The organism is Streptomyces sp. NPDC030809, from assembly GCF_055572195.1.
On sequence record NZ_JBVIDV010000024.1, the window covers coordinates 15,877 to 35,707 of the forward strand.

Here is a 19,831-nt window from a genome sequence, read left to right on the forward strand (position 1 = left end):
CTAGAGCTCCGGGCCGTCCCCCGGCTCCTCCTGGTACGAGAAGCGCTGCTCCCGCCACGGGTCGCCGATGTTGTGGTAGCCCCGCTCCTCCCAGAAGCCGCGCCGGTCGGCCGTCATGTACTCCACGCCGCGCACCCACTTGGGGCCCTTCCAGGCGTAGAGGTGCGGGACCACGAGCCGCAGCGGGAAGCCGTGCTCAGCGGTCAGGGGCTCGCCCCCCTGGTGGGTGGCGAAGACCGTGCGCTCCGAGCTGAAGTCCGCGAGCCGCATGTTGGAGCTGAAGCCGTACTCGGCCCAGACCATGACGTGGGTGACCGAGGGGGCCGGCGGGGCCAGTTCGAGGACGGTACGGGCGAGCACCCCGCCCCATTCGGCCCCGAGCATGCTGAACTTGGTGACGCAGTGCAGGTCGGCCGTGACCGAGGCGAAGGGCAGGGCCGCGAACTCCTCGTGGTTCCAGCAGTGCTTGTCGCCGTCGGCGGTGGCCCCGAAGACCCTGAACTCCCAGCGGTCCGGCTTGAACCGCGGCACGGGACCGTAGTGGGTGACCGGCCAGCCGCGCTGCAGCCGCTGCCCCGGAGGAAGCTCCGGCTGTTCTGCTCCCGGAGATTCCCGGCTTTCCGGCTGACCCATGACTCCATGGTGACAGACCGGCCGGGGTGGTCATGACCAGGTTGGGGCCGATTCGGGCAACTCATAGTAAGCATGCACTTACTGGACGGGCTCCGCCGGCCGGTGCGAGGATGCGCGCACCTGGCCCAGTCACTTGCTTGGAAGGAGCCTCTGCGATGCAGGGCGACCCCGAGGTCCTCGAGTTTCTGAACGAACAGCTCACCGGCGAACTCACGGCGATCAACCAGTACTGGCTGCACTACCGCATCCAGGACAACAAGGGCTGGACGAAGCTCGCCAAGTACACCCGCGAAGAATCCATCGACGAGATGAAGCACGCGGACAAGCTCACCGAGCGCATCCTCATGCTGGACGGCCTGCCGAACTACCAGCGGCTCTTCCACGTCCGCGTCGGGCAGACCGTCAAGGAGATGTTCGAGGCGGACCGCCAGGTCGAGGTCGAGGCGATCGACCGGCTCAAGCGCGGCATCGAGGTCATGCGGGGCAAGGGCGACTTCACCTCGGCGAACCTCTTCGAGGAGATCCTCGCCGACGAGGAGCACCACATCGACTACCTCGACACCCAGCTGGAGCTCCTGGAGAGCCTGGGCGAGGCGCTGTACCTGTCGCAGCTCATCGAACAGCCCAGCTGAGCGGCGGCCGGGAGGGACCGGCCCGGCAGGACCGTGCGACCCGCGCGGGACTACGCGGCTTCCGCGAGCTCCGGCTCGGGGACCAGCCCGGTCTCGGCGGCGAGGACCTGGCCGGTCGCCCCGCGGTCGAGCAGCTGGCGGCGCGGGCACGCGCCGCGGCCCAGGATGCCCTGGATGGCCCGGACGCAGGATCCGCAGTCGGTGCCGGCCTTCGTGGCCGAGGCGATCTGGCGCGGGGTGCAGGCGCCCGCCTCCGCGTGCTCCTTGACCTGCTTGTCGGTGATGCCGAAGCAAGAGCAGACGTACACGCGGTTCACCTCCGGGCCAGTGCGGAAACGTTCGGTGCGCCTCCCTCTTTTCGGTGAGGCTAACCTAACCTTACCCGCCAGGTCCGGGCCGTAAAAGAGCTGTGAACGACGGTGGGGCGCGGATCACATCGATCCGCGCCCCACCGTCAGAGGAAGCCACCTACTGATCGCGACCTCACTGGTCGCGGTACATCTCCGCCACGAGGAACGCCAGGTCCAGGGACTGGCTGCGGTTGAGCCGCGGGTCGCAGGCGGTCTCGTAGCGCTGGTGCAGGTCGTCGACGAAGATCTCGTCGCCGCCGCCCACGCACTCGGTGACGTCGTCGCCGGTGAGCTCGACGTGGATGCCGCCCGGGTGGGTGCCCAGCGCCTTGTGCACCTCGAAGAAGCCCTTGACCTCGTCGAGCACGTCGTCGAAACGGCGCGTCTTGTGGCCCGAGGCGGCCTCGAAGGTGTTGCCGTGCATCGGGTCGGTGACCCAGGCGACGATCGCACCGGAGGCCGTGACCTTCTCGACCAGCTCCGGGAGCTTGTCCCGGACCTTGTCGGCGCCCATGCGGACGATGAAGGTGAGCCGGCCCGGCTCGCGCTCCGGGTCGAGGCGGTCGATGTAGGTGAGCGCCTCGTCCACGCTGGTCGTGGGGCCGAGCTTGATGCCGATCGGGTTGGCGATCTGCGAGCAGAACTCGATGTGCGCGTGGTCCAGCTGGCGGGTGCGCTCACCGATCCAGACCATGTGGCCCGAGGTGTCGTAGAGCTTGCCGGTGCGCGAGTCGGTGCGGGTGAGCGCCGACTCGTAGTCGAGCAGCAGGGCCTCGTGCGAGGAGTAGAACTCGACGGCCTTGAACTCGGCCGGGTCGGTCCCACAGGCCTTCATGAAGTTCAGGGCGTTGTCGATCTCCCGCGCGAGCTGCTCGTAACGCTGCCCGGACGGCGAGGACTTGACGAAGTCCTGGTTCCACGCGTGCACCTGGCGCAGGTCGGCGTAACCACCGGTGGTGAAGGCGCGCACGAGGTTCAGCGTGGAGGCGGACGCGTGGTACATCCGCTTCAGGCGCTCGGGGTCCGGCACCCGGGACTTCTCGTCGAAGGCGAAGCCGTTGACGGAGTCGCCCCGGTAGGTGGGCAGGGTCACGCCGTCGCGGGTCTCGGTGCCCTTCGAGCGGGGCTTCGAGTACTGGCCGGCGATGCGGCCCACCTTCACGACGGGCACCGATGCGGCGTACGTCAGCACGGCCGACATCTGGAGGAGGGTCTTGAGCTTCGCGCGGATGTGCTCGGCCGACACCGCGTCGAAGGCCTCGGCGCAGTCGCCGCCCTGCAGCAGGAACGCCTCGCCCCTGGCGACGGCTCCCATGCGGGCGCGCAGCTGGTCGCACTCGCCGGCGAAGACGAGCGGAGGATACGACTCGAGGTCCGCGACGACTTCGCGCAGAGCCTCGGCATCGGGGTACTCGGGCTGCTGCGCCGCGGGAAGGCTCCGCCAGGTCGCCTTGGAGGCGAGGGCTTGGGTTTCTGCGTTCACGGTCACGCAGACAACAGTACGGGTTCGGGACGCCCCGATTCGCCCCTGCCCGCTTTGTGAGACGGAGTTCTCAAAGTCGCGCCGTACCGGCCCGTAGCCCGTGCAGATCGGCTACGCTCGCCGCCATGTACACGCACTCCGACCAGAACTGGTGGTGGCCCGCTCATCCGGCGGCCCACTGACTGCGCGTACCCAGACTGACGCGAAGGCCGCCCGAGGGGCGGCCTTTCTGCATGTCAGGGGGCGGTTCCTCGAAGCACTCACGAAACCGTGGAAGGAACCTCCCCATGATCGTCCGCCGTCTGCTGGACCGGCTCGCCGACACCGCCGGCTGCCCCCCGTTCGCCCTGCTGCGCCGCCGCACCCCCGGCCGTGACCACGACGTGGTCGAGCTGCTCATCGGCCCGGTGCACGAGGCCGCGCGGCTCGCCGACATCCCCATCGGGGAGCACGGCACCCTCGCCCTCGTGCCCTTCCGGCAGATCCGCGAGCGCGGGTTCGACGTCTGCGACGACGGCACCCCGCTGAGCGTCCTCGTCGCCGAGGAGGCGTACGAACTCCCCCTGGACGAGGTGCTGGCCGCGCTCCCCGCCCACCCGGTGCACGTCGAGGACGGCGGCTTCGACGTCTCCGACGAGGAGTACGCGCGGATCGTCGAGCGGGTCGTCGAGGACGAGATCGGCCGGGGCGAGGGCGCCAACTTCGTGATCCGCCGCACCTACACCGGCAGCATCCCCGGCTTCGGCCCGGCCGACGCGCTGGCCCTGTTCCGGAGACTGCTCACCGACGAGCGCGGGGCCTACTGGACGTACGTCGCCCACACCGGGGACCGCACCCTGGTCGGGGCCAGCCCCGAGGTGCACGTCCGGATGTCCGGCAGCACGGTGGTCATGAACCCGATCAGCGGGACCTACCGGCACCCGGCGAGCGGCCCGACCGTGGAGTCCTTCCTCTCCTTCCTCGCCGACCGCAAGGAGACCGAGGAGCTGTCGATGGTCGTCGACGAGGAACTCAAGATGATGTGCACGGTCGGCGACCGGGGCGGGGTGGTCATCGGTCCGCGGCTGCGCGAGATGGCCCACCTGACGCACACCGAGTACGAGCTGCGCGGCCAGTCCACGCTGGACGTGCGCGAGGTGCTGCGCGAGACGATGTTCGCGGCCACCGTCACGGGATCCCCGGTGCAGAACGCCTGCCGGGTGATCGAGCGGCACGAGCCGGTCGGCCCGGACGGGGTCGGCCGCGGCTACTACGCGGGGGCGCTCGCCCTGCTCGGACGGGACGCGGGCGGGGCGCAGACCCTGGACTCCCCCATCCTGATCCGCACCGCCGACATCTCGGCGGACGGCCGGCTGCGGGTGCCGGTGGGCGCGACCCTGGTGCGGCACTCCGACCCGGCGGGCGAGGTGGCCGAGACCCACGCCAAGGCGGCCGGGGTGCTGGCGGCCCTGGGGGTGCGGCCGCCGGCCCCGGCGGCCGGGGCTGCGGGGCCGCGGCTGGCCGAGGACCCGCAGGTGCAGGCCGCCCTGGCGGCACGCCGCCACGACCTGGCGCCGTTCTGGCTGCGGATGCAGGACCCGGTCGGTGCCGCAGCCGCGGCAGAGCCGGCCGGGCACGCGCTGGTCATCGACGCGGAGGACACGTTCACGGCGATGCTGGCGCACGTGCTGCGGGCGGCCGGGCTGGAGGTGACCGTACGGCGCTTCGACGAGCCGGGGCTGCGGGAGGCGGCGCTGGCCCACGAGGGGCCGGTGGTACTGGGCCCGGGGCCGGGCGATCCGGAGGACGCCGCCGACCCGAAGATGCAGCTGCTGCGGCCGCTGGCCGCCGAACTCCTCGCCTCGCACCGGCACGGGCTGCTGGGGGTGTGCCTGGGCCACGAGCTGATCGCCGCCGAGCTGGGGCTGCCGCTGGTGCGCAAGGCCGAGCCGGCGCAGGGGGCGCAGACCCGGGTGGACCTGTTCGGCAGCTCCGAGGTGGTCGGCTTCTACAACACCTATACGGCGTCCTGCGATGCGGAGACAGCGGAGGAGCTGGCCCGGCACGGGGTGGAGGTGGCACGCGACGCGGACTCCGGGGAGGTGCACGCGCTGCGCTCGGCGCACGGGTTCGCAAGCGTCCAGTTCCACCCGGAGTCGGTGCTGACCCTGCGTGGGGCCGAGCTCGTACGCGAGCTGATGGCCGGGGTCCGGACCCGGCTGGCCCCGCAGGGCTGAGCCGGCGGGCGGCCGCCCGGTGCACGTGCCGGCCGCGCGGTGCACGTGCCGGCCGGCCCGTCCGGACCAGGCCGTCCCGGCTCAGGCCGGGCGGGCAGCCCGGGCCGGGCGGCGCAGGCGGCGGCGGACCGCCGTGATCGTGTAGGCGAGCAGCCCGGCCAGCAGGGCGGCCGGGTTCTCGGCGGCCGCGCCGAGGGCGCAGGCGCCCGAGGCCGCCCAGTCGAAGGCCTCGGCGGCCCGGTCGGCGCGTACCCGGCCGGGCCGGGACCGGGCCGCCCGGGCCAGATGGTCGAGGGCGCCGAGGCACAGGACGGCACCCCACACCGCGCACACCCACCGGAGCCAGTCAGGTATCTGCACCCTGCGAGCCTAGGAGCCGCCGGAGCCCGCCGGAGGGCCGCCCGCTGAACGGAGGCGGAACGTCATGCGGCGGGTGTGAGGGTGTTCGCGGAGCGGCGGCCGGCCAGGTAGTCGGCCACGTTGGCCACCGTGGTCGCGATGATCTGGTCCACCGCGTCGTGCGTGTAGTAGGCCTGGTGCGAGGTGACGAGGACGTTCGGAAAGCTGATCAGGCGGGCGAGGGTGTCGTCCTCCACCGCCTCCAGGGACTTGTCGAGGAAGAAGACCCCCGCCTCGGCCTCGTAGACGTCGAGGCCGACCCCGGTGAAGCGGCCCGCCCGCAGCTCGGCCACGAGGGCCTCGGAGTCCACGAGCCCGCCGCGGCTGGAGTTCACGAGGATCGCGTCGTCCTTCATCCGCTTCAGGGCCTCCGCGTCGATGAGGTGGTGGGTGTCGGGCACCAGCGGCACGTGCAGGCTGACCAGGTCGGCAGCGGCGAGGAGCTCCGCCTTCGGCACGTACTCCATGCCGAGTTCCCGGCAGGCCGGGTTCGGGGACACGTCCCAGCCCAGCAGGTTCATGCCGAAGCCGTGCGCGATCCGGGTGAACGCCTCGCCGATCTTCCCGGTGCCGACGATCCCCGCGGTGCGGCCGTGCATGTCCCGTCCCAGGAGCCCGTTGAGGCGGAAGTCGAAGTCGCGGGTGCGGGTGGCGGCGCGGACGATCCGCCGGTTGACCGCCATGGCCAGGGTCCAGGCGAACTCGGCGACCGAGTAGGGGGAGTAGTACGAGACCCGGCTGACGGTCATGCCGAGCTGCCGGGCCGCGTCCAGGTCGATGTTGTTGAAGCCGGTGGAGCGCTGGGCGATCATCCGGGTGCCGCCGGCCGCGAGGGTGCGCAGCACCCGGCCGCCGAGGTCCGCGTTGACGCTGGAGCTGACGATCTCGTAGCCCGCGGCGATGGGGGCGGTGTCCTCGGTGAGGAAGACCTCCAGGCAGCGGACCTCGTGCTGCCCGGCGAAGGCCCGTTCCAGCAGCGGCTTCTCGTCGGCCGTGACTCCGAATGCCAGGATCTCCACGCTTCGCTCCCGCCGTATGCCTGCCGCCGTACCGGACCATGGACCTTTTGTCACGATACGGTCCACGGTCCGGGGCTGCCGGGCGGCTCAGCCGAAGAAGACGCCGACTTCGCGGTAGAGGGCCGGGTCGACCGTCTTCAGCCGGGCCGTGGCCTCGGCGATCGGCACCCGTACGACGTCCGTGCCGCGGAGGGCGACCATCTTCCCGAAGTCCCCGTCCCGCACGGCGTCGATGGCGTGCAGGCCGAAGCGGGTGGCGAGCCAGCGGTCGTACGCGCTCGGGGTGCCGCCGCGCTGGACGTGGCCGAGGACCGTGGTGCGGGCCTCCTTGCCGGTCCGGGACTCGATCTCCTTGGCCAGCCACTCACCGACGCCGGAGAGCCGGACGTGCCCGAAGGAGTCCCGGGAGACGGCGTCCTTGAGGACCAGGTCCCCGTCCTTGGGCATGGCCCCCTCGGCGACCACCACGATCGGCGCGTAGCTCGCCTTGAAGCGGGAGGTCACCCAGGCGCAGACCTGCTCCACGTCGAAGCGCTGCTCGGGGATGAGGATGACGTTCGCCCCGCCCGCGAGGCCCGAGTGCAGGGCGATCCAGCCGGCGTGCCGGCCCATGACCTCGACGACCAGCACCCGCATGTGCGACTCGGCGGTGGTGTGCAGGCGGTCGATGGCCTCGGTGGCGATGCCGACGGCGGTGTCGAAGCCGAAGGTGTAGTCGGTGGCCGACAGGTCGTTGTCGATGGTCTTCGGCACGCCCACGCAAGGGATGCCGTACTCCTCGTACAGCCGGGCCGCCACCCCGAGGGTGTCCTCGCCGCCGATCGCGATCAGGGCCTGCACCTCGTGCTTGGCGAGGTTCTCCTTGATCCGGCGGACCCCGTCCTCGCTCTTGAAGGGGTTGGTGCGCGAGGAGCCGAGGATCGTGCCGCCGCGCGGGAGGATCCCGCGGACGGCCGGGATGTCCAGCGGGGCGGTGTCGCCGTCGAGCGGTCCGCGCCAGCCGTCCCGGAAGCCGGTGAACTCGTATCCGTACTCCTGGACGCCCTTGCGGACGACACCGCGGATGACCGCGTTGAGCCCGGGGCAGTCGCCGCCGCCGGTCAGCACTCCGACCTTCATGGAATCATCCCTCCACCGATAGGGGCCCAGGACTGCTGGACCCGTCCGGCGGTCACGCTAGTGGTGACCCGGGTCACACCCGAGCCACCCGAAGGGGTAATTCCGCTCCCGGTAGGGGGCGTTGTGCACACCTCTTCACCCGTACGGGGACTACGCGTCGTCGAGCCCGCGCTCGATCGCGTAGCGCACGAGCTCCACGCGGTTGTGCAGCTGGAGCTTGCCGAGGGTGTTCTGCACGTGGTTCTGGACGGTCCGGTGCGAGATGACCAGCCGCTCGGCGATCTGCTTGTACGACAGGCCCTTGGCCACGAGCCGCAGCACCTCGGTCTCCCGGTCGGTCAGCTGCGGGGCCTTCGGCTCGTCGGGCGCGGCCGGGGCCGGACCGGAGGCGAGCCGCCGGTACTCGCCGAGGACCAGGCCGGCCAGGCCTGGGGTGAACACCGGGTCGCCGGCGGCGGTGCGGCGGACCGCGTCGATCAGCTCCTCGGCGCCCGCGGACTTCAGCAGGTAGCCGGTCGCGCCCGACTTGACGGCCTCCAGGACGTCCGCGTGCTCCCCGCTCGCCGAGAGCACGAGCACCCGCAGGGCCGGGTTGGCGGAGACCAGCTCCTTGCAGACCTGCACCCCGGGCATGCCCGGCAGGTTGAGGTCGAGGACGAGGACGTCCGGGCTGACCGCGCGGGCCCGGCGCACGGCCTGCGGGCCGTCGCCGGCGGTGGCCACGACCTCGCAGCCGGCGGCCGCCAGGTCCCGGGCGACCGCGTCGCGCCACATGGGGTGGTCGTCGACCACCATCACGCGGATCCGGCTCTCGCCGGTCTCGCCGGTCTCGGCGGTGTTGGCCGTCTCGGCGGTGTTGGCCGTCTCGGCGGTGTCGCCGGTCGTGCCGGTCTCGCTGCTCATCGGACTTCCGTCCTCCCCCTCGAATCGTTCACGTTGCACGGGTCCTGCGGGTTGTGGGCCGGGCGGCCGCCGCGCGGGGCCGCTCCCCGCCCCGCCCCTTCCCGAAGCGGGGGCTCCGCCCCCTCGCCCCCTCGGCTCGCCGGCGGGCCGGGACCGGGCCGGGTTGCGGCCGCGGCCCGGGCGTGGGCCGACCCGGGTTCGGCCCGGGCCTGGGTTCTCAAGGCGGGGGCTTGGGGACCCGTAGTTCCACCTCTGTGCCCTGGCCCGGTACGGAGAACAGTTCCGCGGTGCCGCCCAGGTCCCGGAGGCGGCCCTGGATCGACTGGGCCACGCCGAGGCGGCCCTCGCCCTCGGCCTGGGCCAGGCGGCCGGCCGGGATGCCGGGACCGTCGTCGCGGACCGTGACGATCACCTCGCCGGGCTCGTCCTCGACGAGGATCCAGGCCCGCGCCCCCTCGCCCGCGTGCCTGCGCACGTTGTCCAGCGCGGCGGCGGCCGCCGCGGCCAGCTCGCGGGCGGCGGGGGCCGGCAGCAGCACGGGGGCCCCGGGCTCGGCGAAGCTGACCTTGGAGCCGGCGTGCGGGGCGAGCAGGCTGCGGAGGTCGAGATCGCCCTCCGGCTCGTCCACCTCCACCGCCGCGACCAGCGCCCCGCGGGCCGCGTCCTGCGAGATCCGGGAGGCGGGCAGCAGTCCGCCGGCGACCAGGGAGCGGAGCGCGACCTCCTGCTCCCCCGCCATCCGGCCGAGCTCCGCGGCCTCACCGCCGAGGGCGGTGCCCCGGCGCTGGACCATGGCCAGGACCTGGAGGACCCCGTCGTGGATGTCCCGGGCGAGGCGCTCCCGCTCCCGGGTCGCCGCTTCGATCTCCAGGGCCCGGGCGAGGGTGGCCTCACTGGCCCGCGCGACCTCGACCACGTACCCGATGGCGATGGAGGCCACCCACACCAGCAGCACGTTGTGCACGGTGTCCCGGGTGATCTCCCCGCGCTGGGCGACGTTGGCCGCGGCCACGAACGTGGACGCGAAGCCGGCCCAGCGCCAGCCGCCCTTGAGGGCGAAGGCCAGCACCGAGCCCGCGGTCCATATCGAGGGCAGGGTGGGCCCGCCCGCGGCGATCCGCTCCGCGGAGTCGGCCACCGGGGTGAGCAGGATCCCGACCAGGGCGAACCCGAGGTCCCCGGCGAGGAAGCGGCGGGTGCAGCGGGCCGCGCTCGCCACCTTCGGCAGGGTGGCGAGGGTCCACACGAAGAGGACCGCCAGGTAGCCGGCCGCCACCCAGGGGCGTACGAACTCCCGGTACGCGGAGACGAACAGCAGCGCCGCGTACCCGGCGGTCAGCACCCGGTACGCGGTCAGCGCCCGCCACAGCGGCTGCTCGACCGACATGCGCACGACCTGCTCGCGCTTGGCCATACCCCACCCCCAGGGCGTCGCGGGCCTACCGGCCCGCCGCGTCCGCCTCGCCGGCCCGGTCCGCCTTGCCGGCCTTCTCGGCCTTGGCGAGCTTCTCCGCCTCCGCCTTCTCGGCCTTGGCGGCCTTCTCGGCGTCGGCGATCTGGCGCTTGGCGGCCGTGGCGTAGATGTCCACGTATTCCTGCCCGGAAAGCTTCATGATCTCGTACATGACCTCGTCGGTCACCGAGCGCAGGATGAAGCGGTCCCCGTCCATGCCCTGGTAGCGGCTGAAGTCCAGCGGCTTGCCGATGCGGATGCCCGGGCGCATGAGCTTGGGGACGACCTTGCCGGGGGGCTGGATCTTCTCCGTGTCGATCATCGCGACGGGGATGACCGGGGCGCCGGTGGCCAGGGCCACCCGGGCCAGGCCGCCGGGCTTGCCGCGGTAGAGGCGGCCGTCGGGCGAGCGGGTGCCCTCGGGGTAGATGCCGAAGAGCTCACCGCGCTCGATGACCTCGATGCCGCTCTTGATCGCCGCTTCGCCCGCACCCCGGGCGCCGGAGCGGTCCACGGGGAGCTGGCCGACGCCCTTGAAGAAGGCGGCCGTCAGCTTGCCCTTGACCCCCGGGGAGGTGAAGTACTCGGCCTTCGCGATGAAGGTCACCTTCCGGTCGAGCACCGCGGGGAGGAAGAAGGAGTCGGAGAACGACAGGTGGTTGCTCGCGAGGATCGCCGGCCCCTCGGCGGGAATGTTCTCGAGGCCCTCCACCCAGGGCCTGAAGGCGAGCTTCAGGGATCCCCCGATGGAGAACTTCATTGCGCCGTAGATCAACTCGAATGCCTTCCTGTGTCTGTCGAACAGACCTTAACCCCTGGCGGGCCTGCGCTCCCTCCCGGACCGCGGGTGCGGCGGGCCGCCGGTACCCGTGACGGCCCTGGTCGGTGTCAGTCCGGTCGCGTACCGTGAAGTACACACTGAGCGCACCCCCATCCGAACCTGATCGAACAGGAGATCCTGGTGCCCGTCCTCCCTGGTGCCGAGCCGTTCCGCCACGAGGGCGGGGAGGTCGGCGTCCTCCTCTGCCACGGCTTCACCGGTTCCCCGCAGTCCATGCGCCCATGGGCCGAGTATCTGGCCGACCGCGGGCTGACGGTCTCCGTTCCGCTGCTGCCGGGCCACGGCACCCGCTGGGAGGACATGCAGCTCACGGGCTGGCAGGACTGGTACGCCGAGGTGGACCGGGCGCTGCGGGAGCTGCTGGACCGGTGTGCGCAGGTGTTCGTCTTCGGGCTGTCGATGGGCGGGGCGCTGAGCCTGCGGCTGGCGGCGAAGCACGGGGACGCGGTGCAGGGTCTCGTCCTGGTGAATCCGGCGAACAAGGTGCACGACCCGCTGGCCGTCACCCTTCCGGTCACGAAGCACTTCATACGGTCCACCCCGGGCATCGCCAGCGACATCGCGAAGCCGGGCGCGGTGGAGGTCGGGTACACCCGCGTGCCGACCCGCGCCGCGCACTCGCTGAGGACCTTCCTGCGGATGCTGGACACCGAGCTGCCGCAGGTCACGCAGCCGGTGCTGCTGCTGCACAGCCCGCAGGACCACGTCGTGCCGCCCGCCGACTCGGCGCGCATCCTGAGCCGCATCTCGTCCACCGACGTCACCGAGACCCTGCTGGAACAGAGCTACCACGTCGCGACGTTGGACCATGATGCAGAGCGAATCTTCGAGGACAGTTTCGCATTCATCGGCCGGCTCGCTCCGAGTGTCGGCAAGGAGGGGACGGCCACCGGTGGCTGAGCACGAGGACCGCGATCCCCAGGCGTCCGGGAGCGGTGAGCCGCTCGACGAGGAGGCTGCCTGGGCCGCCATCGTCGCGGGGTACGGGGAGGAGCCGCCGGACCCGCCGGGTGCGAAGCCGTTCAAGCCGATCGAGGACCTGCTGCTCCCCGAGGAGGACGTGAACCCGCTGCCCGGGAAGGCCGGGCCGGAGGGCGAGGAGCCCGAGGGCAAGGGCGGCTCCGGCGGCGGCGCGGACGGTGCGGCCAAGCCGCCGCTGGGCAGTTCGGTGGTGTTCGCCCCCGGTGTGGGTCCGCGCGACCACTCGCTGGCGGAGCCCGCGGAGGACGACCTCGACGAGAGCGACGAGGGGCACTTCGTGCCTCCGGAGCCCCCGCCCCTGCCGCCCGCGGACACCACGGCGAAGTTCGCCTGGCTGGCCGTGGTGGGCGGTCCGGTGCTGCTCCTGCTCGCGGTGCTGCTCCAGTGGGACATGACCTGGTGGCTGACCACGCTGGGGGTGGGCGGCTTCCTGGGCGGCTTCGCCACGCTGGTGGCGCGGATGCAGCACGATGACGAGGACGAGGGCGGCGACCCCGGGCGCGGCGCGGTGGTCTAGCGCTCCCTTCGACCGGGTCCCCGCCGCCGCTCGCCTCCGCCCGCCGGGCCCGAGGCCCCTTCCGGCCCCGCCCCGCCGCCGTACACCGGTGGCGGGGCGGGGCCGGAGCCGTGTCCGGGCCGGTTGGGCGGGTGCGGTGCGGCTCAGGCGGCCGCCGGGACCCGGAGGGCGGCCAGGACCGGCAGGTGGTCGGTGGCCGCGGTGAGGTCGGCGGGGCTCAGCCCGGGCAGCCCGGTGGGGACCCCGCAGCCGAGGACCTCGACCCCCGGGGTGGCCAGGACGGCGTCGATGCGCTTGCGCGGTGCCCGGGCCGGCCAGGTCAGGTCCCCGCCCCAGGGGCGTACCGCCCGGCAGTCCTGGAGCCGGTCGGTGAGCCGCCGGAAGGCCGCCCCCTCCGGCTCGTCGTTGATGTCCCCGGCGGCCACCGCGTGCGGTACGTCCAGCCTGCCGAGCTGCTCCAGCAGCAGGTCCGCCTGGGCGCGCCGCTCGGCGGCCTGGAGGGAGAGGTGGGCGCTGACGAGGCCCAGCCGGGCCCCGGCGATGCGGACCACGGCGGTGGCGAACCCCCGGCGGTGCAGGCCCGGGGTGCGGGGCAGCAGCACGTCCTCGGTGCGTTCGACGGTGGCCCGCAGGGAGCACAGGAGCAGTGGCCCGGCGGCGGTGGCCCCGCCCCCGAGCACGACCAGCTCGCTCTTGGCTGCCAGCCGGGCCGCGTGCTTGCGCCAGCGGAAGAAGATCGGGGCCTCCTGGACGAGGACGAGGTCGGGGGCGCAGGCGCGGATGACCCGGGCCACGGCCTCCTCGTCGTCGCGCAGGGACCGGATGTTGTAGCTCAGCACCCGGATCACGGCGGAACCATCGGCTTCGGTGCGGGAGTTGGGCAGGTCCATGGGACCAACATAGGCAGCTGCCCGCCGCGTCCACAGGGGGCGCGGCGGGCAGCGGGTGCCGGGGGCGGTGCCGGGCGGCCGGGGGCTCAGCCCTGGCGGGCGAGGTCGGCGGCGCCGACCAGGCCGGCCTTGCCGCCGAGCTGGGCGGCGAGGACCTGGGCGTGCGGCCGCCACTGGCCGCCGATCAGCCAGCGCCGGAAGGACTTGCGGATCGGGTCGAGGACGAGCTCGCCCTCGTCGGAGACCCCGCCGCCCACGATGAACGCCGAGGGGTCGAAGAGCGAGGCCAGGTCGGCGAGGCCGGCGCCGGCCCAGCGGGCCAGCTCGCGGAAGGAGTCCACGGCGACCTTGTCGCCCTGCCGGGCGGCCGCGCTGATGTGCTTGCCCTCGATGCCGGCGACGGTGCCGTCGCCGAGGCCGAGGAGGATCTCGGCGTGCTCGGGGGTGGCGTTGGCGCGCTGCTTCGCGTACCGGACGAGGGCTCGGCCGGAGGCGTACTGCTCCCAGCAGCCCTGGCTGCCGCAGCCGCACAGCAGGCCGTCGGGGACGACCCGGATGTGGCCGAACTCGGCGGCCACGCCGAAGCGGCCGCGCCGGAGCTTGTTGCCGATGATGATGCCGCCGCCGAGGCCGGTGCCGAGGGTGATGCAGATGACGTCCTCGTGGCCCTGGCCGGCGCCGAAGCGGTACTCGCCCCAGGCCGCGCAGTTGGCGTCGTTCTCGACGACCACGGGGAGGCCGATGCGCTGCTCGACCTTGTCCTTGAGCGGCTCGTGGCGCCAGTTGATGTTGGGGGCGAACAGCACGGTGGCGCGCTTGTCGTCGACGTAGCCGGCGGCGCCGATGCCGACGGCCTCGATGGCGTGGCCGCTGCTGACCTCGGCCACGGCGGTGCAGATCGCGTCCGTCACGCCGTCCGCGGTCGGCGGGGTGGGCACCTTGTACGTCTCAAGGATGGTGCCCTCTTCGTCGACCACTCCGGCCGCGATCTTCGTGCCGCCGATGTCGACGCCGATGGTGAGTCCCATTAGTCCCTCGGTTTCCGGTCAAACCCCGCCAGGGCCCACCGTACCCGAGCGCGGGGGTGCCTCAGTCGAGGTCGATGCGCTCCGACCGGCCCGTACCGCCGTCCTCGGGGCGGCCGTCGGTGCCGTGGGTGCCGGACGGGCCGTCGGTTCCGCGGGTCCAGCGGCGCTCGTGGCCTTCGACCGCGGAGCGGTAGGCGGCCAGGAGCTCCGATCCCGCGGCCGCGAGGTGGTCGAAGACCTGCGGGTTGCGCTCGATGACGGGTTCCACGGCCGACTTCGCCTGGTTGACGAACTGGCGCACGACTCCCTGGGCGGCGGTCCCGAAGAGCGGGTTGTCGAGGGCGGACACCTTGTCGGCGACGGCCTCGACCAGTTTGAAGAGTTCCTCCGCCGCGCTGCCGGTGCCGGTGTGCCCGCGCTGCTCCGCGCGGATGCGGGCCTGCTCGGCGGCGAGGTCCTCGGCGCAGGCCCGGGCCCAGGCGTCCTCGTCGGCGGTGCGGTCGTTGGCCTCGCTCATGGCGACTCCTGGAACGGCGGCGGGCGGCGCCGCGGGGTGCTGTGTCACCTTCGACCGTACCCGAACGGGCGCCCGGTGTTCAGGGGGTGTCCGGCCGCGGCCGGAACGGGCCGCAGCCGGTCGGCGGCGGTCAGCGGGCGGGCCATAGCGCGGGGTCGGGGGTGAAGCGGATGCGGAGCTCCCCCTCGCGCAGGGCGGCTCCGGAGACGGTGCAGCGGCGCAGCGCACTCGGCAGGGAAACGATCCTGCGAAACGGGCCGGCGGCCAGCAGCAGCTCGTCCCCGCGCCGGACCAGGTCCAGCTCCTCTTTGACGGCCCCGGGCAGCGGCACCCGCCAGACCAGCACCCCGTCCTCCGCCCGCAGGTCCTCGACCTCCCACGGCCGGCGGCGGGCGTCCGCGCCGGTCCCGGGGTCGAGCCGGGCGAGGTCCGCGGGCCCGTGCGGATCGCGGCCCAGGTGGGCGAGTTCGGCCAGCGGCAGGCCCGTCCCGGCCCAGTCGCCGAGGCAGGCGTCCTGCTGGGCGGCGAGGCCGGCCAGCCAGGGGTCGGCGGAGCCGCGGGGCAGGACCCGGTTGGCGACGAGCAGGTCGAGGGGGAGCTGGTGGAGGGCGAGCGCGGTGAGCGCGGTGCGGACGGCCGCGGCACCGGCCGGTCCGGGCTCGGCGACCAGCCGTACGGAGGTGCCGTCCGCCTCGATCACGGCCTGTACGGCGGCCAGCTCCTCGTTCCAGCGGTCGGCGGTCTCGTACAGCCACTGGGCGGGCATCGGCACGCCGGCGAGCTGGGCCAGGACCGGGCGCAGGGAGCGGGCGGCCTGCCGTTCGGCGGGGATCAGGCGGCGCAGGTAGCGGCGCAGCCGGTCGGGGAGGGCGAGCAGGTCGAGGGCCTCGCGGACCGGCGGGAGGTCGGCGACGACCAGGTCGTACGCCCCGCCCTCGGCGGCCCGGCGCAGGGTGCGCAGCAGCGCGAACTGCTCGGCCCCGGGCACCGCGGTCAGCTCCTCGGCCTGCAGCGGGCGGGCGCCCAGCAGGTCGAACACGGCGGCGCCGCGCTCCTGGAGGGCGACGATCTCGGCGCGGAAGCGGGCGTCCGCGTCGAGCCGGGCGGTCTCCAGCAGCGAGTGCCCCGGCAGCTCGGGCAGGGCCGCGCCGGTGAGGAGCACGCGCTCGCCGCGCCCGGCGGCGGCCAGGGCGGTGGCGGCGGCCACGGTGGTGCGGCCGGCTCCGCCGGGTCCGGTGACGAGGAGGGTGCGCATGGTGCTCGCTTGCCGTGGGAGGGGGCGCGCCGGGAGGGGCCGGCGCGGCGGGGGCGCGGGAAGCCGGGCCCCGGCCGCAGCCGGGGCCCGTCGCGGGGTGCGGGTCCTGCGCGCGGGACGCAGGTCCTACGCGGGGTGCGGGTCCTGCGCAGGGTGCGGGTCCTGCGCGGGCGCGGGCCTTACGCGGCGGACTCGACGCGCTTCTTCAGGCCGGCCAGGGCGCGGTCGATGATGACCTTCTCGGCCTTGCGCTTGATCATGCCGAGCATGGGGATCTTCACGTCCACGGTCAGCTGGTAGGTGACCTCGGTGCGGTCCCCGCCGAGTCCGGCCAGCTTGTACGAGCCGTCCAGGACGCGCAGCATCTGCGACTTGACCAGGGTCCAGCTGACCTCGTCGGAGCCGGTCCAGGTGTAGGCGAGGGTGTGGTCGTCCTTGATGGCCCCGGCGTCGAGCAGCAGCCGCACCTGCTCGGCGCGCCCCTGCCCGTCGGTGGCCAGCACCTCGGCCTCCTTGACCTCGCCGGTCCACTCCGGGTAGCGGGCGAAGTCGGCGATCACGGCCATGACGTCGGCCGGGGCCGCCTCGATGGTGATGCTAGAGCTCGTGTGTTCCGCCATCGCTGCGGCTCCTCCAGAGGTGGGTTCGCGGTGAAAGAGGCGCCGCGCGGCGCCGCGTGAAGGCTATCGCGCACGGCGGCCGTCACCACTCCAGGGCCCACGGCCGTCCGGTCGAGGCGAAGTGGCCCACGTTCACGCACTCGGTGGCGCCGATCCGCATCCGGCGGGCCAGCGGCTGGTGGACGTGGCCGAAGAGGGCGTACCGGGGCCGTACCCTGCGGATCGCCTCGAGCAGGGCCGTGCTGCCGCGCTCGAAGCGGCGGGCGACGGTGTCGTAGCAGAGTTCGGGGACCTCCGGCGGGATGTGGGAGCACAGCACGTCCACGTCGCCGAGCGCCTCGATCTTGGCCGCGTACTCGTCCGGGTCCACCTCGTAGGGGGTGCGCATCGGGGAGGGCAGGCCGCCGCCGACGAAGCCGAAGACCCGGCCGCCGATCTCCACGCGCTCGCCGTCGAGGACGGTCGTGCCGGGGCGGGCGTACTCCGGCCACAGGTCCGGGATGTCCACGTTGCCGTACGTGGCGTAGGTCGGGGTGGAGAAGGCGGCGAACATCTCCGCGTACTGGCGGCGCACGGCCTCCTCGATGAGGGCCTCGCGGTCGAGCCCGGACCAGAGGCGGGCGCCGAGCTGCCGGGCCTCGTCGAAGCGGCGCTCGGTGCGCAGCTTGACGATCAGGTCGGCGTTCTCCACCCCGAACAGGTCGGGGAAGATGCCGCGCGAGTGGTCCGCGTAGTCGAGGAAGAGGATGAGGTCGCCGAGGCAGACGAGGGCGTCGGCGCCGTCTCCGGCGCGTGCGAGCGCCTCGGTGTTGCCGTGGACGTCGCTGACGACGTGGACCCGTGTGCTGCTGCGCCTCGTACCACCCATGCGGATCACCCTAGGGCCGCCCGGGGCGCGGCCGGTAGGGGCCCGTGGTGAACGGCTGCAAAGAGCGCACGATGGGCCGGGAGGGGCCCGGCGCGGGGGGTCCTACCTGCGGTTACTTCCTAGTCGCAAACCGAGTCGACTACTGTCGGCGGGGAAGGACCGCGGTGTGTGACGCACAAGACATCTGGCCGGTTCCCTCTATCCGGAACCCACTACCGGTGGGTAACGTCCGGTCGGTCCACACCGTGGCGATGGCGCCCAGAGGAGCAGCAGTCTTGCGCGAGTTCAGCCTTCCGGCCCTGTACGAGGTCCCGTCGGACGGGAACCTCACGGATCTCATCCGTCGCAACGCCGCTCAGCACCCGGACACCGCCGTCATGGGCCGCAAGGTCGACGGCGTGTGGCAGGACGTCACCGCCACCGAGTTCCTCGCCGAGGTCCGCGCGGCCGCCAAGGGCCTGATCGCCGCCGGCATCAAGCCGGGCGACCGGGTGGCCCTGATCTCCCGCACCCGCTACGAGTGGGTGCTCATCGACTTCGCGATCTGGTCCGCGGGCGCGGTCACCGTCCCCGTGTACGAGACCAGCTCCCCCGAGCAGATCCAGTGGATCCTGGGCGACTCCGGCGCGGTCGCGGCCGTGGTCGAGGGCTCCGGTCACGCCGAGGCCGTCGCGGGCCTGCGGGACCGGCTGCCCGAGCTGGCGCACGTGTGGCAGATCGAGGCCGGCGGGATCGAGGAGCTGCGCACCGCGGGCGCCGGGATCTCCGACGAGCTGGTCGACGAGCGCAGCTCGCTCGCGAACGCCGACGACCCCGCCACCATCGTCTACACCTCCGGGACCACCGGCCGCCCCAAGGGCTGCGTGCTCACCCACCGCAACTTCTTCGCGGAGTGCGGCAACGTGGTGGAGCGGCTCAAGCCGCTGTTCCGCACCGGCGAGTGCTCGGTGCTCCTCTTCCTCCCGGCGGCCCACGTGTTCGGGCGGCTGGTCGAGGTGGCGTCCGTGCTCGCGCCGATCCGCCTGGGCTGCGTACCGGACATCAAGAACCTGACCGACGAGCTGGCGGGCTTCCGGCCCACGCTGATCCTCGGCGTGCCGCGGGTGTTCGAGAAGGTCTACAACTCGGCGCGCGCGAAGGCGCAGGCCGACGGCAAGGGCCGGATCTTCGACGCGGCCGCCGACACCGCCATCGCGTACAGCCGCGCGCTCGACGCCCCCGGCGGCCCGGGCCTGGGCCTGCGGCTCAAGCACAAGGTCTTCTCCAAGCTGGTGTACGGCAAGCTGCACACGGTGCTGGGCGGCCGCGGCGAGTACGCGATCTCCGGCGGCGCCCCGCTCGGCGAGCGCCTGGGCCACTTCTTCCGCGGCATCGGCTTCACGGTGCTGGAGGGCTACGGCCTGACGGAGTCCTGCGCGGCCACGGCGTTCAACCCGTGGGACCGGCAGAAGATCGGGACGGTGGGCCAGCCGCTGCCGGGTTCCGTGGTGCGCATCGCGGACGACGGCGAGGTCCTGCTGCACGGCGAGCACGTGTTCGCGGGCTACTGGCAGAACGAGGCGGCCACCGCCGAGGCGCTGACCGACGGCTGGTTCCACACCGGTGACGTCGGCACCCTCGACGAGGACGGCTACCTGGCCATCACCGGCCGCAAGAAGGAGATCCTGGTCACCGCGGGCGGCAAGAACGTCGCCCCGGCGGTCATCGAGGACCGGATCCGGGCGCACGCGCTGGTCGCGGAGTGCATGGTGGTCGGCGACGCCCGGCCGTTCGTCGGCGCGCTCGTCACCATCGACGAGGAGTTCCTCGGCCGCTGGGCGAAGGAGCACGGCAAGCCGGAGGGGGCCACGGCCGCCTCCCTGCGCGAGGACCCGGACCTGATCGCCGCCGTGCAGAAGGCCGTCGACGACGGCAACGCCGCGGTCTCCAAGGCGGAATCGGTGCGGAAGTTCCGGATCCTCGGCTCCCAGTTCACGGAGGAGTCGGGGCACATCACCCCTTCGCTGAAGCTCAAGCGGAACGTGGTGGCGAAGGACTTCGCGGACGAGATCGAGGCGCTCTACCGCGGCTGACGCGGCCCAGGTCCTGGGCCGGAGTCCTCGGCCGG

Annotated in this window: 21 protein-coding genes; 6 read left to right on the forward strand and 15 right to left on the reverse strand. The window is 73.0% G+C overall.

Annotation, left to right across the window (positions count from 1 at the left end):
• Window positions 1-633 carry a sulfite oxidase-like oxidoreductase gene (locus ACZ407_RS27730; protein ID WP_468132884.1) on the reverse strand — a complete coding sequence of 211 codons (633 nt, stop codon included), beginning with the start codon at window positions 631-633 and terminating at the stop codon, window positions 1-3.
• A gap of 155 nt (window positions 634-788) precedes the next feature.
• Here ACZ407_RS27730 and bfr point away from each other — a divergent pair, with 155 nt between their 5' ends.
• On the forward strand, window positions 789-1,265 hold the full coding sequence (bfr, locus tag ACZ407_RS27735) for a bacterioferritin (protein WP_468132886.1): 477 nt from the start codon (window positions 789-791) through the stop codon (window positions 1,263-1,265).
• A 50-nt stretch (window positions 1,266-1,315) separates the two neighbouring features.
• Here bfr and ACZ407_RS27740 read toward each other — a convergent pair whose 3' ends face one another.
• Both ACZ407_RS27740 and ACZ407_RS27745 read right to left on the reverse strand, forming a co-directional pair.
• A complete protein-coding gene (locus ACZ407_RS27740; protein WP_468132888.1) occupies window positions 1,316-1,582 on the reverse strand; it encodes a (2Fe-2S)-binding protein in 267 nt (88 codons plus the stop codon).
• Between the two features lie 166 nt (window positions 1,583-1,748).
• Window positions 1,749-3,104 carry a class II 3-deoxy-7-phosphoheptulonate synthase gene (locus ACZ407_RS27745; RefSeq protein WP_468132890.1) on the reverse strand — a complete coding sequence of 452 codons (1,356 nt, stop codon included), beginning with the start codon at window positions 3,102-3,104 and terminating at the stop codon, window positions 1,749-1,751.
• A 119-nt stretch (window positions 3,105-3,223) separates the two neighbouring features.
• On the opposite strand from ACZ407_RS27745, the gene ACZ407_RS27750 reads away from it, so the two are divergent.
• Window positions 3,224-3,280 (forward strand): trp operon leader peptide, encoded by a 57-nt coding sequence (locus ACZ407_RS27750; RefSeq protein WP_468133069.1) that lies wholly within the window; start codon window positions 3,224-3,226, stop codon window positions 3,278-3,280.
• A 105-nt stretch (window positions 3,281-3,385) separates the two neighbouring features.
• Window positions 3,386-5,314, forward strand: coding sequence for an anthranilate synthase family protein (locus tag ACZ407_RS27755; RefSeq protein WP_468132892.1), 1,929 nt, complete (start codon window positions 3,386-3,388; stop codon window positions 5,312-5,314).
• Window positions 5,315-5,395: 81 nt separating this feature from the next.
• On the opposite strand, the gene ACZ407_RS27760 is transcribed toward ACZ407_RS27755, so the two are convergent.
• The 6 genes from ACZ407_RS27760 to ACZ407_RS27785 all read right to left on the reverse strand — a co-directional run bounded on the left by ACZ407_RS27760 (window position 5,396) and on the right by ACZ407_RS27785 (window position 10,967).
• Entirely contained in the window at window positions 5,396-5,674 is a 279-nt protein-coding gene (locus ACZ407_RS27760; protein ID WP_468132894.1) for a hypothetical protein, read from the reverse strand.
• Window positions 5,675-5,736: 62 nt separating this feature from the next.
• Window positions 5,737-6,732 carry a 2-hydroxyacid dehydrogenase gene (locus ACZ407_RS27765; protein WP_468132896.1) on the reverse strand — a complete coding sequence of 332 codons (996 nt, stop codon included), beginning with the start codon at window positions 6,730-6,732 and terminating at the stop codon, window positions 5,737-5,739.
• A gap of 87 nt (window positions 6,733-6,819) precedes the next feature.
• Complete coding sequence (locus ACZ407_RS27770; RefSeq protein ID WP_468132898.1) at window positions 6,820-7,851, reverse strand: 6-phosphofructokinase; 1,032 nt, start codon at window positions 7,849-7,851, stop codon at window positions 6,820-6,822.
• Between the two features lie 150 nt (window positions 7,852-8,001).
• Window positions 8,002-8,646: a response regulator gene (locus ACZ407_RS27775; RefSeq protein ID WP_468133071.1), complete on the reverse strand. Its 645-nt coding sequence runs from the start codon at window positions 8,644-8,646 to the stop codon at window positions 8,002-8,004.
• 325 nt (window positions 8,647-8,971) lie between these two features.
• The gene (gene macS / locus ACZ407_RS27780; RefSeq protein WP_468132900.1) at window positions 8,972-10,168 is read right to left on the reverse strand and encodes a MacS family sensor histidine kinase; all 1,197 of its coding nucleotides are present in this window, start codon (window positions 10,166-10,168) and stop codon (window positions 8,972-8,974) included.
• Between the two features lie 25 nt (window positions 10,169-10,193).
• Complete coding sequence (locus ACZ407_RS27785; protein ID WP_468133073.1) at window positions 10,194-10,967, reverse strand: lysophospholipid acyltransferase family protein; 774 nt, start codon at window positions 10,965-10,967, stop codon at window positions 10,194-10,196.
• A 201-nt stretch (window positions 10,968-11,168) separates the two neighbouring features.
• Here ACZ407_RS27785 and ACZ407_RS27790 point away from each other — a divergent pair, with 201 nt between their 5' ends.
• Both ACZ407_RS27790 and ACZ407_RS27795 read left to right on the forward strand, forming a co-directional pair.
• Window positions 11,169-11,948 carry an alpha/beta hydrolase gene (locus tag ACZ407_RS27790; RefSeq protein WP_468132902.1) on the forward strand — a complete coding sequence of 260 codons (780 nt, stop codon included), beginning with the start codon at window positions 11,169-11,171 and terminating at the stop codon, window positions 11,946-11,948.
• Window positions 11,941-12,546 (forward strand): hypothetical protein, encoded by a 606-nt coding sequence (locus tag ACZ407_RS27795; protein WP_468132904.1) that lies wholly within the window; start codon window positions 11,941-11,943, stop codon window positions 12,544-12,546. Before ACZ407_RS27790 ends, ACZ407_RS27795 begins: the two co-directional genes overlap by 8 nt.
• Window positions 12,547-12,689: 143 nt before the next feature.
• Here the strand turns inward: ACZ407_RS27795 and ACZ407_RS27800 are convergent, their stop codons facing one another.
• The 6 genes from ACZ407_RS27800 to ACZ407_RS27825 form a co-directional block, all read right to left on the reverse strand.
• Complete coding sequence (locus ACZ407_RS27800) at window positions 12,690-13,436, reverse strand: endonuclease/exonuclease/phosphatase family protein (protein ID WP_468132906.1); 747 nt, start codon at window positions 13,434-13,436, stop codon at window positions 12,690-12,692.
• An 86-nt stretch (window positions 13,437-13,522) separates the two neighbouring features.
• On the reverse strand, window positions 13,523-14,464 hold the full coding sequence (locus tag ACZ407_RS27805) for an ROK family glucokinase (RefSeq protein ID WP_468132908.1): 942 nt from the start codon (window positions 14,462-14,464) through the stop codon (window positions 13,523-13,525).
• 61 nt (window positions 14,465-14,525) lie between these two features.
• Window positions 14,526-14,981 (reverse strand): DUF5304 domain-containing protein, encoded by a 456-nt coding sequence (locus ACZ407_RS27810; RefSeq protein ID WP_468132910.1) that lies wholly within the window; start codon window positions 14,979-14,981, stop codon window positions 14,526-14,528.
• Window positions 14,982-15,111: 130 nt separating this feature from the next.
• Window positions 15,112-16,236, reverse strand: coding sequence for an ArsA family ATPase (locus ACZ407_RS27815; protein ID WP_468132912.1), 1,125 nt, complete (start codon window positions 16,234-16,236; stop codon window positions 15,112-15,114).
• 179 nt (window positions 16,237-16,415) lie between these two features.
• The gene (locus ACZ407_RS27820) at window positions 16,416-16,856 is read right to left on the reverse strand and encodes an SRPBCC family protein (RefSeq protein ID WP_468132914.1); all 441 of its coding nucleotides are present in this window, start codon (window positions 16,854-16,856) and stop codon (window positions 16,416-16,418) included.
• 82 nt (window positions 16,857-16,938) lie between these two features.
• On the reverse strand, window positions 16,939-17,724 hold the full coding sequence (locus ACZ407_RS27825; protein WP_468132916.1) for a metallophosphoesterase family protein: 786 nt from the start codon (window positions 17,722-17,724) through the stop codon (window positions 16,939-16,941).
• Window positions 17,725-17,999: 275 nt separating this feature from the next.
• Here ACZ407_RS27825 and ACZ407_RS27830 point away from each other — a divergent pair, with 275 nt between their 5' ends.
• Entirely contained in the window at window positions 18,000-19,796 is a 1,797-nt protein-coding gene (locus ACZ407_RS27830; RefSeq protein WP_468132918.1) for an AMP-dependent synthetase/ligase, read from the forward strand.
• Window positions 19,797-19,831: the final 35 nt, after the last annotated feature.

Excerpts from the sequence above, each read along its gene's own strand:
- ACZ407_RS27785 (WP_468133073.1), bottom strand. The coding sequence starts at position 10,967 with ATGAAGTTCTCCATCGGGGGATCCCTGAAGCTCGCCTTCAGGCCCTGG.
- ACZ407_RS27810 (WP_468132910.1), bottom strand. The coding sequence starts at position 14,981 with ATGAGCGAGGCCAACGACCGCACCGCCGACGAGGACGCCTGGGCCCGG.
- ACZ407_RS27825 (WP_468132916.1), bottom strand. The coding sequence starts at position 17,724 with ATGGGTGGTACGAGGCGCAGCAGCACACGGGTCCACGTCGTCAGCGAC.
- ACZ407_RS27730 (WP_468132884.1), bottom strand. The coding sequence starts at position 633 with ATGGGTCAGCCGGAAAGCCGGGAATCTCCGGGAGCAGAACAGCCGGAG.
- ACZ407_RS27820 (WP_468132914.1), bottom strand. The coding sequence starts at position 16,856 with ATGGCGGAACACACGAGCTCTAGCATCACCATCGAGGCGGCCCCGGCC.
- bfr (WP_468132886.1), top strand. The coding sequence starts at position 789 with ATGCAGGGCGACCCCGAGGTCCTCGAGTTTCTGAACGAACAGCTCACC.
- ACZ407_RS27775 (WP_468133071.1), bottom strand. The coding sequence starts at position 8,646 with ATGGTGGTCGACGACCACCCCATGTGGCGCGACGCGGTCGCCCGGGAC.
- macS (WP_468132900.1), bottom strand. The coding sequence starts at position 10,168 with ATGGCCAAGCGCGAGCAGGTCGTGCGCATGTCGGTCGAGCAGCCGCTG.
- ACZ407_RS27805 (WP_468132908.1), bottom strand. The coding sequence starts at position 14,464 with ATGGGACTCACCATCGGCGTCGACATCGGCGGCACGAAGATCGCGGCC.
- ACZ407_RS27800 (WP_468132906.1), bottom strand. The coding sequence starts at position 13,436 with ATGGACCTGCCCAACTCCCGCACCGAAGCCGATGGTTCCGCCGTGATC.
- ACZ407_RS27815 (WP_468132912.1), bottom strand. The coding sequence starts at position 16,236 with ATGCGCACCCTCCTCGTCACCGGACCCGGCGGAGCCGGCCGCACCACC.
- ACZ407_RS27755 (WP_468132892.1), top strand. The coding sequence starts at position 3,386 with ATGATCGTCCGCCGTCTGCTGGACCGGCTCGCCGACACCGCCGGCTGC.
- ACZ407_RS27770 (WP_468132898.1), bottom strand. The coding sequence starts at position 7,851 with ATGAAGGTCGGAGTGCTGACCGGCGGCGGCGACTGCCCCGGGCTCAAC.